Source organism: Agrobacterium sp. 22-214-1 (assembly GCF_053522465.1).
Genome location: NZ_JBNWCK010000004.1, coordinates 308,376 through 324,156, shown reverse-complemented (window position 1 = coordinate 324,156; position 15,781 = coordinate 308,376). Strand labels below are relative to the sequence as shown.

Annotated in this window: 13 protein-coding genes; 2 read left to right on the top strand and 11 right to left on the bottom strand. The window is 61.6% G+C overall.

All coding sequences use genetic code 11. From position 1 onward, the window contains the following. Positions 1-20: 20 nt before the first annotated feature. From ACQZ5G_RS17555 to ACQZ5G_RS17515, 9 genes are all read right to left on the bottom strand, one after another. Positions 21-2,069: a bifunctional aldolase/short-chain dehydrogenase gene (locus ACQZ5G_RS17555; RefSeq protein WP_448738443.1), complete on the bottom strand. Its 2,049-nt coding sequence runs from the start codon at positions 2,067-2,069 to the stop codon at positions 21-23. Positions 2,070-2,143: 74 nt separating this feature from the next. Then, positions 2,144-3,208, bottom strand: coding sequence for an ABC transporter ATP-binding protein (locus ACQZ5G_RS17550; protein WP_448738442.1), 1,065 nt, complete (start codon positions 3,206-3,208; stop codon positions 2,144-2,146). 59 nt (positions 3,209-3,267) lie between these two features. Beyond that, positions 3,268-3,993, bottom strand: a complete 726-nt coding sequence (locus ACQZ5G_RS17545; protein WP_448738441.1) for an SDR family oxidoreductase — start codon at positions 3,991-3,993, stop codon at positions 3,268-3,270. Positions 3,994-4,066: 73 nt separating this feature from the next. Next, the gene (locus ACQZ5G_RS17540; protein ID WP_448738440.1) at positions 4,067-5,563 is read right to left on the bottom strand and encodes an ABC transporter substrate-binding protein; all 1,497 of its coding nucleotides are present in this window, start codon (positions 5,561-5,563) and stop codon (positions 4,067-4,069) included. 84 nt (positions 5,564-5,647) lie between these two features. Continuing rightward, positions 5,648-6,523, bottom strand: a complete 876-nt coding sequence (locus tag ACQZ5G_RS17535; protein WP_003523997.1) for a carbohydrate ABC transporter permease — start codon at positions 6,521-6,523, stop codon at positions 5,648-5,650. 2 nt (positions 6,524-6,525) lie between these two features. After that, positions 6,526-7,413 carry a carbohydrate ABC transporter permease gene (locus tag ACQZ5G_RS17530; RefSeq protein WP_003523996.1) on the bottom strand — a complete coding sequence of 296 codons (888 nt, stop codon included), beginning with the start codon at positions 7,411-7,413 and terminating at the stop codon, positions 6,526-6,528. 124 nt (positions 7,414-7,537) lie between these two features. Continuing rightward, positions 7,538-9,073: a glycerol-3-phosphate dehydrogenase gene (glpD, locus tag ACQZ5G_RS17525; RefSeq protein ID WP_448738439.1), complete on the bottom strand. Its 1,536-nt coding sequence runs from the start codon at positions 9,071-9,073 to the stop codon at positions 7,538-7,540. Further along, positions 9,070-9,882: an HAD-IIB family hydrolase gene (locus tag ACQZ5G_RS17520; RefSeq protein ID WP_448738438.1), complete on the bottom strand. Its 813-nt coding sequence runs from the start codon at positions 9,880-9,882 to the stop codon at positions 9,070-9,072. The genes glpD and ACQZ5G_RS17520 overlap by 4 nt, the downstream gene beginning before the upstream one ends. A gap of 4 nt (positions 9,883-9,886) precedes the next feature. Further along, complete coding sequence (locus tag ACQZ5G_RS17515; RefSeq protein ID WP_448738437.1) at positions 9,887-11,239, bottom strand: sn-glycerol-1-phosphate dehydrogenase; 1,353 nt, start codon at positions 11,237-11,239, stop codon at positions 9,887-9,889. A gap of 114 nt (positions 11,240-11,353) precedes the next feature. On the opposite strand from ACQZ5G_RS17515, the gene ACQZ5G_RS17510 reads away from it, so the two are divergent. Both ACQZ5G_RS17510 and ACQZ5G_RS17505 read left to right on the top strand, forming a co-directional pair. Then, complete coding sequence (locus ACQZ5G_RS17510; RefSeq protein WP_035239878.1) at positions 11,354-12,340, top strand: sugar-binding transcriptional regulator; 987 nt, start codon at positions 11,354-11,356, stop codon at positions 12,338-12,340. Positions 12,341-12,455: 115 nt separating this feature from the next. Then, positions 12,456-13,943 (top strand): xylulokinase, encoded by a 1,488-nt coding sequence (locus ACQZ5G_RS17505; RefSeq protein WP_448738436.1) that lies wholly within the window; start codon positions 12,456-12,458, stop codon positions 13,941-13,943. Between the two features lie 148 nt (positions 13,944-14,091). Here ACQZ5G_RS17505 and ACQZ5G_RS17500 read toward each other — a convergent pair whose 3' ends face one another. Beyond that, positions 14,092-14,883 (bottom strand): SDR family oxidoreductase, encoded by a 792-nt coding sequence (locus ACQZ5G_RS17500; protein WP_003523988.1) that lies wholly within the window; start codon positions 14,881-14,883, stop codon positions 14,092-14,094. Next, entirely contained in the window at positions 14,880-15,767 is an 888-nt protein-coding gene (gene lsrF / locus ACQZ5G_RS17495) for a 3-hydroxy-5-phosphonooxypentane-2,4-dione thiolase (RefSeq protein WP_448738435.1), read from the bottom strand. Before lsrF ends, ACQZ5G_RS17500 begins: the two co-directional genes overlap by 4 nt. Positions 15,768-15,781: the final 14 nt, after the last annotated feature.

Genomic DNA, 15,781 nt, shown 5'->3' with positions numbered 1-15,781 from the left:
CCCTTTTTCACCGATATTGTTCAGCGCATCATGGCAGCGACATTGCCGCCATCGACGGTGATCACCGCACCCGTCGAGGTGCGCGCCTTGGCAAGGTGCACGAAGGCCGCCGCCACATCCGTGCCCGTCACCTCGCGACCGACGAGGTTGCCGCGCATGTAGGCCTCCGGCGTCAGGCCACGCGCTTTGGAGCGGTCCTGCACCATCGCATCGGTCATCAGCCCGGTGCGGATGCGGTCCGCATTGACGGCGTTCGAGGTGATGCCCGATGCGCCGTGTTCGATCGCGTATTGACGCATGAGCGCCATCAATGCCGCCTTGGACGTACCGTAGGGACCGAAATCGGCACCCGGATTGACCGCCTGTTTCGAGACGTTGAAGACGATGGCGCCACCGGTCTTCTGCTTCTCCATCACCCGCACGACGGCGCGCGCCATATAATGATGACCCCAGAAATTGAGGTCGAAAGCCTTGCGGAAAGTCGCTTCGTCAACTGAAAGCAGCTTGCCCTGAAAGGCCGCCCCGGCATTGGAAATCAGGATATCGACGCCGCCGAAATGCTGCGCCACGCTGGCCACCGCCGCGTCAACGGATTCGGGACTGGTGACGTCGCAGACAACCGGGAACGCCCCGATCCGTTTGGCTTCGCGCCCCACCGCTTGTTGAGAAATATCGAACAACGCGACTTCCGCCCCTTCCGCTTTCAGCGCTTCCGCCACGGAAAGACCGAGACCGCTCGCCCCGCCGGTGACGATGGCGACCTGCCGGGTCAGCGGCTTTTCCTGCACTTTCGTCAGCTTCACCTGTTCGAGCGACCAATATTCGATGTCGAACAGATCGGCTTCCGAAAGCGCCTCGAAGGCATCGATGCCCTCGGCATTGGTAATGACCGAAATGGTCGCTTCGGCCACATCCGCACCGACTATCGCATTCTTGCGCGCCGCGCCGGCCGCAAAAAGACCGATGCCGGCGACGTAAAAGACCCGCGGCATCGGGTCGAGCATATGCTTGATGCCGCCGACACGGGCATTGTTGCGCTCGAAATAATCCCCGTACTCGGCCTGGTAGGCGCTTACCGCCTTGCGAACCGTCTCGGCCCATTGCTCCAGCTCTCCCTCCACCGGCGCAGGCAGCGAGACGCCGAAGCGCTTGATGTGGATGACGTGCTCCGGCGTCGCATTGCCGCGCCTGACGAGGCTTGCGACATTTTCGGCGTTGCAGAAGTCGAGGATTTTCTCGTTCGTGCGGTGTTCAAGCACGAAGCGTTTTGGCGCGCCCTCGATGCCGGTGTCGATGGCGATCGCTCCGCGAAGGATCGGCGCGATATCGGCAGCGGTCGCGATTCTGGCGGGGATGGTGACGCTTTTGAACGGCTTCGGCCGCCCCTCAGCAATGCGGCGTTCCGCCCTGTCGATCTTTTCGATCATATCCTCATAGGATTGGCGTGGATCCTCTGACCAGGTGAAGATGCCGTGTTTGAGGAGGATCATCCCGTCGCCCTTCGGGTTGGCCCTGAAGGCGGCGTCGCAGGCTCTGGCAAGGTCGAAGCCCGGCATGACGTAAGGCACGATGATGCTGTCGGGGAACAGTTCGCGCACGATCTCCTCGCCATGCGGCTGGTTGGTCAGCGACACGATCGCGTTGGCATGGGTGTGGTCGATATGTTTGAACGGCAGCAGCCCGTGCAGTATCGCCTCCACCGAAGGATTGGGGGCTGCCGGATCGAGAAGCAGGCGGCGCTGCAACATCACCATGTCGTCGTCGGACAGCGTTTCGAAGGCGACCATCGCCTTTAGCGGATCGAGACGCACGGCCGGCAGGCCCTGTGGCTCGATGGTGCCCATGTCCCAGCCGCTGCCCTTCACGCACAGCACATCGACCTCCGATCCGTCCATTTCCGTGAAAACCGTCTTGACCGAGGTATTGCCGCCGCCATGCAGCACCAGTTCCGGGTCCACGCCCAGAAGCCGCGTCGTATAGGTGCGGATGGCGAGGTCGCGGTTTATTCCCCTGGCGACATAGGCATCGACCACGGATTTGAATTCCGGCTCCGACCAGCGCGATTTCATTGCGAATTCCTTTCCTGCGGATAGTTTTTACGGCCGGGTTGCCGCGATATTGTGGGATTTGGGATGCCGCATCGTCAGATGCGGATTTCCGTTTCTGCATCGAAGACGTGAACCTTGGCGGGCGCGATGGAAAAACGCACATCGCTGCCCTCGGCAAACCGCGCCGCCTTGTCGACCACGGCCAGAAAGCGGCCGTCCGGTCCGTCGCAGAAAAGCTGGGCGTCGTGGCCGAGCCGTTCCAGCAGCACCGATTTCGCGGCAAGCGGACCGGCCTCATCCACAACGACATCAGTCGGACGAACACCGACAATGACCTTCTGCCCGGCTTTTGCCGTGGTCGTCGCTTCGAGCGGTACCCGTCCGGTCGCCGTGTCGACGGCGGGTGCGCCGTTCGACGCGACGACCGTTCCGGGGAGGAAATTGATCGACGAGCTTCCGATGAAGTCGGCGACATATTTGCTGGCCGGACGGTCGTAGACATCGTCGGGCGAGCCGATCTGCTCGATCTTGCCGGCCCGCATCACAACAATCTTGTCGGCCATGGTCATGGCCTCGATCTGGTCGTGGGTGACGTAAACCGTCGTGGTTTTCAGGCGGTTGTGAAGCTGGCGGATTTCCGTGCGCATATGGGCGCGCAGCTTCGCATCGAGATTGGACAGCGGCTCGTCGAACAGGAAAACCTGCGCCTCGCGCACCATGGCGCGTCCCATGGCGACGCGCTGGCGCTGGCCGCCCGACAGTTCTTTGGGGTAGCGATCCAGATAGGCCGTGAGATTGAGCGTCGCGGCCGCCCATTCCACCCGCTGCCTGATCTCCGCCACCGGCACCTTGGCGACCTCCAGACTGAAGGCGATGTTGTCGTAAACCTTCATTGTCGGATAAAGCGCGTAGTTCTGGAACACCATCGCAATCGAGCGGTCGCGCGGATGAACCTCATTGACGCGCCGGCCGCCAATCAAAAGATCGCCCTCGCTCACGGTTTCAAGGCCCGCCGTCATGCGCAGAAGGGTCGTCTTGCCGCATCCAGACGGGCCCAGCAGCACCACGAACTCGTGGTCCTCGATTCTGAAGGAAATGTCGCGCATGATCGTAAAAGCGCCGAACGACTTGCCGATGCCTTGATATTCCACGGTCGCCATGGGGTTCCCACTCCATTTTTCTTAAATCGGCCAGCCGGACTTAGCCGGCGGCGGCATGGTCAATATTTCTGCCGGGTCGGCGTGATGACGATTTCCTGCACGATGGCCCGCTGCGGAAGCCGGTAGGCGTCGAGGATAAGACCCGCGACGGTATCCGCTGATATCCCGCCGCCGATGGCCGCCTTGTTGGCCCGGTAGCTGGCGAGTGTCGCCTCATCCTTCACATGATCGAGCACTTCCGTATCTATGATGCCGGGAGAGACGACGATGACGCGCACATCGTGCGGCGCCAGATATTCCCGCAGGCTTTCGGACACGGCGTGGACAAAGAACTTGGTGCCGCAATAAACGGTATGATCGGGATAGACCTTGCGGCCGGCAATCGAACTCATCATGACCAGCGTGCCGCATTTGCGCTCGATCATGCCATTCATCACCGCATGGACGCTGTTCATCACGCCCTTGGTGTTGATGTCGATCATCTCGTCCCATTCTTCCGGCGGCTGTCTGCCGATATCGCCAAGCCGGGCGATGCCGGCATTGGCAAACATCATGTCCACCGGGCCGAATATCGCCTCGGCGTCCTTTACCGCCCCATTGAGGCTCGCACGGTCGCGCACATCGCCCTTCCGCAAAAGGGCATTCGGCAGACCGAGCGCCTCCAGCCGGTCGAGCCGGCGGGCGATCAGGAGCAGCGGGTGGCCCGCCGCGGAAAAGGCGCGCGCCACGGCTTCGCCGATGCCGGAACTCGCGCCGGTAATCGCGATCAGGGGTTTGTCCGCCATGATTTCCTCCCGTTTTCCTCTTCTTGCCGACCGGAAGGGCGACGGCCGCGCCGCCGCCCTTCCTCTGTTCAGATCAGCCCTTCAGCACCGCTTCGACCTGCGAGGCGATGTCGTCCATCGCCTGTTTCGACGAGCCGTAATTGCCGGCGAAATACTTGCCGAGACCGACCGGGATCGTGTCATTGGAAAGCTGCGCCCATTCCGGCAGATCCGGTTCGGAACCCATGTACTTGTCGATGGTCTCGCGCACGACGGGCAGATGGCGGGTCGTGCCGGCCCCGATACGGGCGTTCGCCTTGACGCGCGGATCGTTATAGACAGAGGTGCGGGTCGGCCCGGTGCCGCCGCCAAGCGTGGTGATGAGGGCCTGCGTATCGGCGCAGGTCGCCCATTGCATGAACAGCCACGCCGCATCCGGGCTTTTCGAATATCGCGATACGGCAAGCGATGAGCCACCCTGATGGCCGACGCCGGGGATTTCGCCATAGCCGCATTCCGAGGGCTTGCGCAGCGCAATCGGCTGCGGCGGGATGACCGCCTCGCAAAGGCCGGAAACCTTGGTCTGGCTGGGATCGTCGAAATAGGGGAAGAACTCGCCCCAGGAGAGCATCGAGGCGGCGACGCCCTGCGCGACCGCCTGCCCCTGACCGTCCCAGGTCCACTGATCGACGCCGGGCGGCATGACCTTCCTCAATTCGGTGTAGTAGTCGAGCGCGGCGATGCCCCGCTCGTCGTTGCCGGAGAATTTCTTGTCGGCGGTAAAGACAGAGCCGCCGTAACCCCAGAGCATCGAGGTCCATTCGCATTCGAGCGCGTAGTGGCCCGATTTCATCTGACCGGCATAGCCGTAAGCCTTCGGTCCCATCTCCTTGGTGATGGCGACAGAGTTGTTGAGGAGATCGGCAAAAGTGGCCGGGGCCTTGAGGCCGAGCTTCTCGTAGATATCCTTGCGATAGATCATGATGAAGATCGGGATATCGTAAGGCACACCGACCCAGCGGTCCTCGTATTTGGCGATGCCGTCGACCAGCGCAGGCATGAAGTCGTCGATATTGTAGTTCGGCATGGCGAGATCGGGCTTTTCCTGAAGCTGCTCGCGCGGATCGAAAACATCCTGGCTGAAGGACGCCGCCCAGCTCTGGTCGATGTAATAGAGGTCGTAGGTGCCGAGCGAGGAGGCGACGTCGAGTGTCAGCTTCTGCAGGACCTGTTCGAGCGGCAGCACCTCGATTTCCACCTTGATGCCGGTGGCCTCCTCGAAATACTTCTTGAGCTGCGAGTTGATGGCGTTGGATGGCGGGGTCGATTCCGTCGCAAGCTTCAACGTCGTGCCGGCGAAGGGCTTGGCGACGTCCTTCAGCCAGGCGAGGATTTCCGGACTGGGCGCGAGCTGCTCCTGGGCAAGCGCCCTGTTCATCACGAACGGGCGGCTTCCCATGCCCATGCCGAGCGCTGCGGCGCCGAGGCCGAGCTTGCCGGCCGAACTCAGGAACGAACGGCGATCCATCGCCCCGCGGACGAACCGGTCCGTAATGGATGCGAGATAAAGCTTTCGGTCTTCCTCTTTCATTTCTCTCTCCTCCTCTTGTCCCTCACCGTGCTTGGCTTCGGGATATCTCCAGTTGATCAACGCACTCCTCATGCGCAGGCTCTGTCATTGCTTCAGCGAACCCATGGTCAGACCGCGCACCAGATGGCGCTGGACGAGAAGGATCACGATGAAGGCCGGTACGATCGCCGCAGCACCAAGCGCAGCCATGTTGCCCCAGGCGGTGCCGATCGAAGTCACGAAGGTGGACGAGACGACGGGCACGGTCTTGATGCCGGTCTGCGTCAGCGTCAGTACGAACAGGAACTCGGTCCACGAAAAGATGAAGCAAAGGACCGCGGTCGCCGCGATGCCGCCCTTGGCCATCGGCAGGACGATGCGGCGGAAGATCGTCCAGCGCGACGCGCCGTCCAGCAGCGCGCTTTCATCGATCTCGACCGGTATGTCGTCGAAAAAGCTCTTCAGCAACAGCACGGCGAGCGGCAGGTTCATCAGCCCATGGATGAGGATGATGCCGATATAGGTGTCGAGCAGGCTGAATTGCTTGAAGATGAAGAACATCGGGATCGCGACGGCGACGGGCGGCATCATGCGGGTGGAAAGCACCCAGTTGACGAAGTCGTGGCGGCCGCGAAAGTTCATGCGAGACAGCGCGTAGGAGGCGAGCGTGGCGACGACGATTGCAAGCACGGTCGACAGCGACGCGACGACGATCGAATCCCACAGGCGCGGCCCCATATAGAAATTGCCGCCGCCGGGCGAGACGCCGGCATCGCGGGCAAAACCGAGCGAGATGCCGAAGACCTGCTCGAAATTGCGCACTGTCGGCTGGAAATCGGCGATGATTGGCGGCCAGTTGAAAATATCCTTCGCATCGCGGAAGGCGACCGAGGTCCAGAAATAGATCGGGAAGAAGAACGCTCCGACGACCAGCCAGCCGGCGATAGTCCTGAGGGTGCGGGCAAAACGGCTCTGATGCATGATTACCACCGTACCTTGGCGACGCGGATGAACAGATTGGCCAGCACCATGACGATCACCAGGCTCGTCAGGCTGAGCGTCGCCCCGTAGCCCCATTTCAGGAAGGAGAAGGTCTGCTGCCATGCATAGAGGCTGAGCGTATATGTGGAGGTGCCCGGCCCGCCTGATGTCATCACGAACACGTAGTCGAAGACCCGGAACAGATCGATGCCGCGCAGGAGCACCGCAACCGCGATTACCCGCGACATCATCGGCAGCGTCAGGCGGCGGAACATCTGGAACGACGAGGCCCCGTCGATCATCGCCGCCTCGTAAGGCTCGCTCGGCAGCGAGCGCAGGCCGGCCATGAAAATCAGCACCATGAACGGCGTCCACTGCCAGATTTCCGCAACCAGAACACCCGCCAGCGCCAGCGAGGATGTCGCAAGGATCGGCGTCGATTTGTCGAGCAGGCCGAGCGTATCGAGAAGATAGGGAATGATGCCGAATTGCGGATCCTGCATCAGCAGGAACATCATTCCGGCAATCGCCGGAGGAATGACGAGCGTCATCGACAGTATGGCGCGCAGCGCCCCGAAGCCCGGCAATTCGGCATCGAGAAGCAGTGCGACAGCCATGCCGAGGATAATCTCGATCGTCAGCGCCACGATGAAATAAACGAAGGTGACGCCGAGCGCCCCCCAGAACCGCGTATCGTTCCAGAGCTGTATCCAGTTATCGAAGCCGACGAAAGCAAGCGTACGCTTGCGCGGCACGAATTCATGGAAGCTCAGCCAGACATTATAAATCAGCGGATAGATGGTGAAGACCGTCAAAAGCGCGATCAGCGGCAGCAGCCATGGCCATGGCGAATCTGAAATCGCAATACGTTTTACCTGTGCAACCGACATGCTGTTCCTCCTCCTCGCATGATCGCCGAACACGCCTGGCGCTCCGCGTCTTCCTCTTTTGTCATAGCCACGGAAATCCGTTTTACCCGCTTCTGCGCCTGCCTCTCCCAGGGCGGCGGCATTCCTATCGTGCGGCGCTCACCCTCCCTGGAAAGGAGCGGCGAGCGCGCATCCAGCTCTCGAGCGCCTCGATCTCCTCAGCCGTCATTCGCAGACCCGATTTCGTGCGCCGCCAGACCACATCGGCAGCGGTGCGCGCATATTCCCGATCCATCAGAAAGTTCACTTCCGCTTCCGTCAGGGAGCCCCCGAAATCTCGCCCGAGGTCTACTCTGCTCTTCGCGGCACCGAGGACGTCTCTTACCTCTAGGCCATAGTGGCGGACCAGTCGGCGCGCCTCCCGGTCCGACAGGAATGGGAAATCGGCGCGAACCGAGGATATGACCTCATCGACCGTGCCGACGGCAAAGCCGCCACCCGGCAATGGACGTCTGGCGGTCCAGCCGCGATCTCTGGCCCAGACAGGAAAGATCGTGGCAAGCTCGTCGAGCGCGTCTTCCGCAAGGCATCGAAACGTGGTGATCTTGCCGCCGAAGACCGAAAGGATCGGCGCTTCGTTGCCTGGCCGGTCGAGCAGCAGCACATAGTCGCGCGTCGTTTCCTGCGCTTTGGCAGCACCGTCATCGTAAAGGGCGCGCACGCCGGAATAGGTCCAGACCACATCCGCCGCGGCAAGCCCAGTCTTGAAGTAGGATGAAGCAGCCGCTACGAGATAGTCGATCTCCTCTCCTGAGGCTCCGACCTTTTCCGGCGCATCGTGGTAGTCCCTGTCGGTCGTACCGATCAGTGTGAAATCTTCCTCATAGGGAATGGCGAAGAAGATGCGGCCATCCGGATTCTGGAAGATGTAGCAGCGGTCGTGATCGTAAAGCTTGCGCACGACGACATGCGAACCCTGCACGAGACGGACCCGCGCCGACGAAGAGATACCCGCGACACCGGAGGCGACCTTGTCGACCCAGGGGCCGGCCGCATTCACGATGGCGCGGGCGCGGACCTCGCTGCCGACGCCGGTCTCGGCATCCTGAAGCCGCACAAGCCACAGCCCGCCGTCGCGGCGGGCGGAGACACACCGCGTTCCAACGCGCACATCCGCGCCCAGCGACGCCGCATCGCGCGCATTGAGGACAACGAGACGATTGTCCTGCACCCAGCAGTCTGAATATTCGAAGCCGACCGACGAAACGTCGCGCAACGGTGCGCCGGCGGGATCCGTTCTCAACCGAAGCGTCGTGGTCGCCGGCAAAAGCTTGCGTCCACCCAGATGGTCGTAGATGAACAGGCCGAGGCGCAGCAGCCATGCCGGACGCAGCCCCCTGCGATGCGGCAAAACAAACCGCAGCGGCCAGATAATATGCGGCGCAATCGCCCACAGGCGTTCGCGTTCCTCAAGAGCATGCCGCACGAGCCTGAACTCGTACTGTTCCAGATAGCGAAGGCCGCCATGGATAAGTTTCGTCGAATTTGACGATGTCGCGGAGCCCAGGTCGGCCTGTTCGGCCAGAAGCACTTTCAGGCCACGGCCGGCGGCGTCGCGCGCGATGCCCGTGCCATTGATGCCGCCGCCGATGATGACGAGATCGTAGACCGGTTCCGTCATGCCGCACTCCTTCCGCCGCGCGCGCCGAGGATATGATCCGCAACCTCCACGAAACCGTGGCCGCCTTCCCTGACGGTCACATAGGCCGGCTCCGCATCGATGCGGCCGAGAAATTGAAGAACATTCGCGACCCCGCAGGCATAGGGAAAGAAACCGAACATCGGCGCATCATTCGGGCTGTCGCCGACAAAGACCACGCGGTCGCGCTCCCGATCGATGTCGAGATCGAGGATTTCGGCCGCGAAACGGCGAGCCATGGTCAGCTTGTCGTAAGCGCCGTACCAGCCGTTGACATGAATGGACGAGATTTTCGCGACAGCGCCCTCCTCCTCGAAAATCCGTTTGATTTGGTCGATATGGGCAACCGGCAGGGGCGGCACATCCTCACTGAAATCGATAGCGAGATCGGCTTCGCGATAAAGCTGGTCGGCGGACACCGCAGCACCGGAGACTTCGGCCAGCACGCGGGCGCGAACCCTTTCAAGCCTTTCCCGGTCGTGGGCGCGTTGACCGTCTTCAATGGCGAACACACGACGCATGCGGCGTGCTGTCTCATTATAGGAGAAATAGAAGGCGCCATTTTCGCCGACAACCCCGGCAACCGGCCACAGGCGGGCGATCATGTCGCACCAGCCGGCAGGCCTGCCGGTAATCGGTGCCACCGCAATGCCGCCCCGCGTCAGCCGTTCCAGCGCCTCGTAAGCGCAAGCCGGAAGACGCCCCTCATTGGTGAGCGTATCGTCGATATCGCAAAACAGCACCGCGATGCGGCGGGCGATATCGATTGGCATGTCCGCGATCGCCTTCATCGGATCAGGCCTCCCCAGCCACGAAATCCGCGAGGATGCCCTCGTCGGCGGCGATATCGAGGAAGGAATAGCGATTGCGCATCTCACGGCAATGGAGAACCGACTCGCGATAAAATTCGACCGGCAGGCCGAGATCGGCAGCCGTCATCGGGCCGCCGGCTTCGCGAAGCAGCCGCTCCATTTCTGAAACCGGCAGGGCGAAAGCCTTCAATTCTTCGCGAAGAACAGGCCATAATTCGGCGAATTTCTCGTTTATCGCAGCGGCGGCGCGCGCGTCGAAGAGTTTCGGCTGAATTTCGGCGAGGCAATGCGCGGCGATATCGCCGCCCATGCGCCGCGCCATGTCAGCCGGGTCGATAATGGTAGGACGGATAACCGGCGGCGCTTCGCTGGCAAGATAATGCGCCTGCAGACGCGCCATCGTCAGCGTCGCGACACCGACCTGCTGCCCGTGCAGCGTGCCGCCATGACGCCGGCCGGCAAAGCAATCAATATAGTGGGAAATCTGGTGCTCGCCCATCGACCCGTGGTTGGACATGCCGGTGAAGGACACGCCGAGACCGCAAAATGCCAGCACGCGATGCAGATAGCCATTGGCAGCGACATCGCCGGCAGCGAGGCCATGTGCGCGGGCGTTCAACTCAGCCTCATCCTTTTCCTGAAGAATATAGGGAACAGTTGAATAGAGACTGCCGAGCAGACGGTGCGACATCCACCAGTCGATCTGCGCGACGGACCGCACCAGACAATCCGCGAAGCCGGAGGCCGAAAGAAAACGTGGCGCAGCGGCGGTCACGCCGAGATCGACGAAGAAACCCGCCGGCGCATGGGACGGCAGTGACACCTTCAACCCGTTGTCCAGCGTGATGGAGGCTGTCGTCGAGGTGTAGCCGTTCATCGACGCGGCTGTCGCAAAGACGGCGTAACGCCGATCCGTCTTGCCGGTCACGAACTTGCAGAGATCATTGATCGTGCCGGAACCGACGGCGATGACTGCTTCGGCATCCTTCAGCTTTTCGGTCAGGTCCGCGACGGCGGCCATGTCGGCATGGGGATGATCGAGGATGACCGTTTCGACCGGGCCGAGCGTCCCAAGCGCATTGGCCACGCGCGAACCCATGGCATCCCAGGTATCTGGATCGGCAACAACGGTAAAGCGATTGCCGAGATTGAGGCTTGCGACGAGGCTTGCCTCCGCGCCGTCGAGATTGTCTTCGATGACGATCTTCTCATAGGGAACCCTAGCGCGCTTGCCGGTTTCAGGGTTGGTCCAGTCGCCGGCGACGACCTCGTCGATCAAGGCCGTCCAGCCTCCCGCAGGCGCATCCCCCCACGTCCCCGTCCTTGCAGTTTCCATCTCCAACCCCACCTCGAATGTATGTTTTCAACAAGTGACAACATAGGCTGTCATTTGTCAATACACATGACAACACTAGTTGACAAATGACATCGTCATGCGCCAGATAGGTTCATGACGCAGGAAAAAACTTCAGGAAGATCAACCGGAGAGACCGGGGCCCTCGTGCCCACGGAATTCGATGACGCAATCATGTGGGCCGCCTGGCTCTATTATGCCGACCAGATGACCCAGAGCGAAATCGCCAAACAGCTTGGCGTTTCACGCGCGACTATCGTGAACTATTTGCAGGAAGCCCGGGAGCGCGGCGTCGTCTCGGTGAACATCAGCCCGGCCGCTGGCAGCCGCACCACGATTGCCCGGGCGCTCATGGAAAAATATCGTCTCGACGGCGCCTTCGTCATACCGGGCGGCGAAGAGCAGCACCTCTCCGACAGGCTGGGGGACGCCGGGGCGCGAGTCCTCGCCGATATGCTGGTCGATGGCGATACGATCGGCGTCGCCTGGGGACGCACCGTGCTGGCCGCCGCCGACCGCATTTCGCTGACCCGGCCGATCAACGACCTCACCGTGGTACAGGTTTCTGGAAGCTCGACAGGGGAGCGGGATTTCTCGCCGGAATTCTGCACTTCGCTCCTGTCGAACCGCATTCATGCGCGATGCGTCAACCTGCTCGCGCCCGCTTTTCTGACAACGCGGGAACTCAAGGCCCAGCTTCTTGCCGAACCGATCCTCAAGAAACAGATGGAACTGGTGCATTCGACCAATCATGTTCTTTTCGGGGTCGGCGATATCGGACCGAAAAGTACGGTGCGTCTCTCGGGCATCGCCAGCCAGGAAGAGATGGATGACTATGTGACGCGTGGAGCGGTCGCCGTCATCATCGGCCGCTTCATTGGTGCGGACGGCCGCCCGCTCGGCGGGGATCATGACGAGCGCATGGTCGGCATCACGCTCGATGAGCTGCGCCGGGTGCGCAACCGCATCTGCCTGGCGGGAGGGCCAGCGAAAATTGCCGCGATCAGGGCGACGCTGGAGGCCGGTTATGCGACGCATTTCGTGACTGACATCGCAACGGCCGAAATTTTGTTGTCCGGCTGAGGCGCACTGCACGACACCCGGATGGCGAGGGAAGACGCCGCCCGGTGGGAGAGGGGCATAAAACAGCGAATGAACTGGGTCGGGGGAAGACGGCACGGGGATGGGAGGAGTGCTTATGCAGGACAGGGAACGCTATGTCATCGGCATGGATTCATCGACCCAGTCGGTCAAGGCGATCGCCTGGGCCATGAATGGCACGCCGCGCGCCGAGGGCCGCGCGCCGCATTCCATCAGCGCACCGGACCCACTGAAAGCCGAGCAGAACGCCGAGGACTGGTGGACGGCGGCCACCGATGCGCTGAAAGCCGTAGTCCGACAGGTCTCTCCCGACAGAATCGACGGCATCGCCATTTCCAACCAGCGCGAAACCATGGTTCTGCTCGACATCGACGGCAGACCGCTCGCTCCAGCGACCCTCTGGCTGGACCGCCGTGCAAACGAGACTGTTCCGGTACTGGCACGAGAAATCGGCGCTAACCGACTGCACGCTATTTCAGGAAAGCCGGTCGATGTCATCCCCTGCGTCTATCGTCTGCGCTATCTGCGCGAGACGGATCCGGCCCTTTTAGACAAGACCGCACAGATTCTCAGCGTCCACGATTTTCTCGTCCTGAAGCTCACCGGCGAAGCACAGGCGAGCTGGACGAGCGGTGACCCCTTCGGCATCTTCGACATAGAGAAGAAGGTCTGGTCGGAAGAAATTCTCGATCATCTCGGCATTCCGCTTGCGAAACTTCCACCTGTCCATCGCCCCGCATCTCTCATCGGTCATGTAACGCAGGAAGCCGCGCTGCTGACGGGCCTGAGGGCCGGTACGCCCGTCTATGCCGCCGGCGGTGATGGCCATTGTGCAGCTCTCGGCGTCGGCGCCATCAACCCGGGTGTCGCCTATCTCAATCTCGGAACTGCCGTGGTTGGCGGGCTGTGGTCGCCGACGGCCGAACTCAGCCGATACTGGCGAACCCTGACATCCCCGAGTGGAGAGGGCTATCTGCTGGAGAACTGCCAGCGCGGGGGAGCCTATTTCATCAACTGGCTATTCGATACCTTTGCCGGCGGCCGCGGTAACGCGGAGATTTTCGGGCGGCTCGAAGCGCAGGCGCGCCTGTTGCCGGTCGGCTCCGGCGGCGTCACCGTTTCATCCTATCTCGTCGGCTGCATGGATCCGCACTGGGACATGAACGCGCGTGCCGCCTTCGTTGGCATGGGTCCGGAGACCGGCATTGGTCATCTCTATCGCGCCTCGATGGAAGCGATTACGCTGGAATTCGTCCGGTCGCTGGAGCAGATGCGCATGGCGAAGGTTGAAGCGGACCGCATCTTCGTTATCGGCGGCGGGGCCGACAATTCACTGTGGCTGCAAATGGTCGCGGACGCCAGCGGCCTGCCGGTCATCCGCAGCCTTTCCAATGAAGCTTCCGCGCTGGGCGCAGGCATCAGTGCAGCCGTCGGCCATGGCTGGTACCAAAATTTCGCAACGGCAACCAACGCCATGACCCGACTGTCTGCGCAAGTTGATCCCGATTTCTCCACGCGCGACGACTGGCAAGCCCTCTCCGTCCGCCAGAGCGGGCTTTATCCCGCGTTGAAGGATTTTAATTGAGCCTACCCGCCCTGCGGCGACAGCCAACGATGTGCATAGGCTCAAAGAAGCAGTCTCGACCACCGATGAGACGGTGACCCTCGACTCCGATTTCAGGACCACCCCCAAGGAGTTTTACGGGCTCGCCGTCCATCTTAATCTCATTCATCTACCGAAGTGAGGTGGCAATCGCGCCACCATCCACCGTCAGCACAACCGCGTTGACCTTACCCATCCGCGCAAGGTGAAGAAAAGCTTCGGCCACATCGCTCGCAAGTACTTCCACCCCCAGCAGATTGCCCGCCATATAGTCGTGAGGTGTCATGCCCCGCGCCTCTGCGCGCTCGACGATCATCTGGTCGGTCATCAGCCCGGTCCGAATCCGGCCAGCGTTAACGCCGTTGGCGCGTATCCCCTCCCTGCCATGATCCAGCGCATATTGTTTCATCAATGCCATCGTCGCGGCTTTAGGAATGCCATATGGCCCGAAATCTTTGCCGGGATTGACCGATTGGTTGGAGATGTTGAAGAGGATCGTGCCGCCCTCACCGCGCCGCCGGAATAACCGGATCGCCGCCTGGCAGGCGTTTTGATGACCGAAGAAATTCAAATCGAAGCTGCGTCTCAGGTCACTGACCGATATGTCGCCGATTGGACCCTGCTGCGCGGAGCCGGCATTCGACACGAGGATATCGAGCCGCCCGAAGGCGGCATCGATGAATTGAAACGCTTCCTCCACCGAAGCGGGATCGGTTACATCACACCAACGGGAATGGCATCCAAGCGACTGGACGAGTTCACCGAGTCCCTGCCCGTTTATATCGAGGGCGACGACAGTGGCGCCGGCCTGCACGAAGACGCGTGCGACCTCGCGGCCGATGCCGCTCGCGGCACCGGTGATGGCGACGACACGGCCTTCGACCGCATCGCCGGGAAGCGGGAGCGAAATGTCCCCGATCATGCCGCTACCGCCTTTCTGGTATCGCGAAAGAGTTCGTAAGCCCGCTCCGCTGTCTCGCCCTGGTGGACGACCGCCGCAAGCGCCGCCAGCATGCCGGACGGATTTTCCGACTGGAAGACGTTGCGGCCCATATCGACGCCCGCCGCCCCCTGATCGATCGCCAGCCACGCCATTTCCAGTGCTTCACGTTCCGGCAGTTTCTTGCCGCCGGCGATCACGATCGGCACCGGGCAACCGAGCACGACTTTCTCGAAACCTTCCTCCACATAATATGACTTCACGAACTGCGCGCCGATCTCGGCGGCGATCCGCGTCGCCAGCCCGAAGTAACGGGCATCCCTCGCCATGGCCTTGCCGACGCCCGTCACCGCCATGGTCGGAATGCCATAACGCGTGCCCTCGTCGATCAGCTTCACGACATTGCCGATCGACTTGTGTTCATATTCGGCGCCGACATAGACCTGCGCCGCCATCGCCACTGCGCCGAGCCGGATCGCATCGTCGATATCGACGGCGACAAGTTCGTTGGAAAGCTCGGTCAGAATCGAATTACCGCCCGAGCAACGCAACACGACCGGCCGGTTCACCTCCGGAGGAATGGTGGCGCGCAGTGCGCCGCGCGTGCACATCAGCACATCGGCCTGTTCGGCAAGCGGCGCGATGGTGATATCCATCCGCTCCAGCCCTGTCGTGGGCCCCTGAAAATAGCCGTGATCGAAGGCCAGCATTACGGTTTTCCCGCTCTTTGGATTGAAGATTCGCGAAAGCCGCGCCTTCATCCCCCAGTCGTGATGGGCCGCACCCTTCAGAAAGAATCGGCTTGTGTCAGCGGGGCGCTCACGCCCCCAGTCCTTGCCATCCTTGATGTCGTCTAAGTCCGCCATGGTATATATCCTTT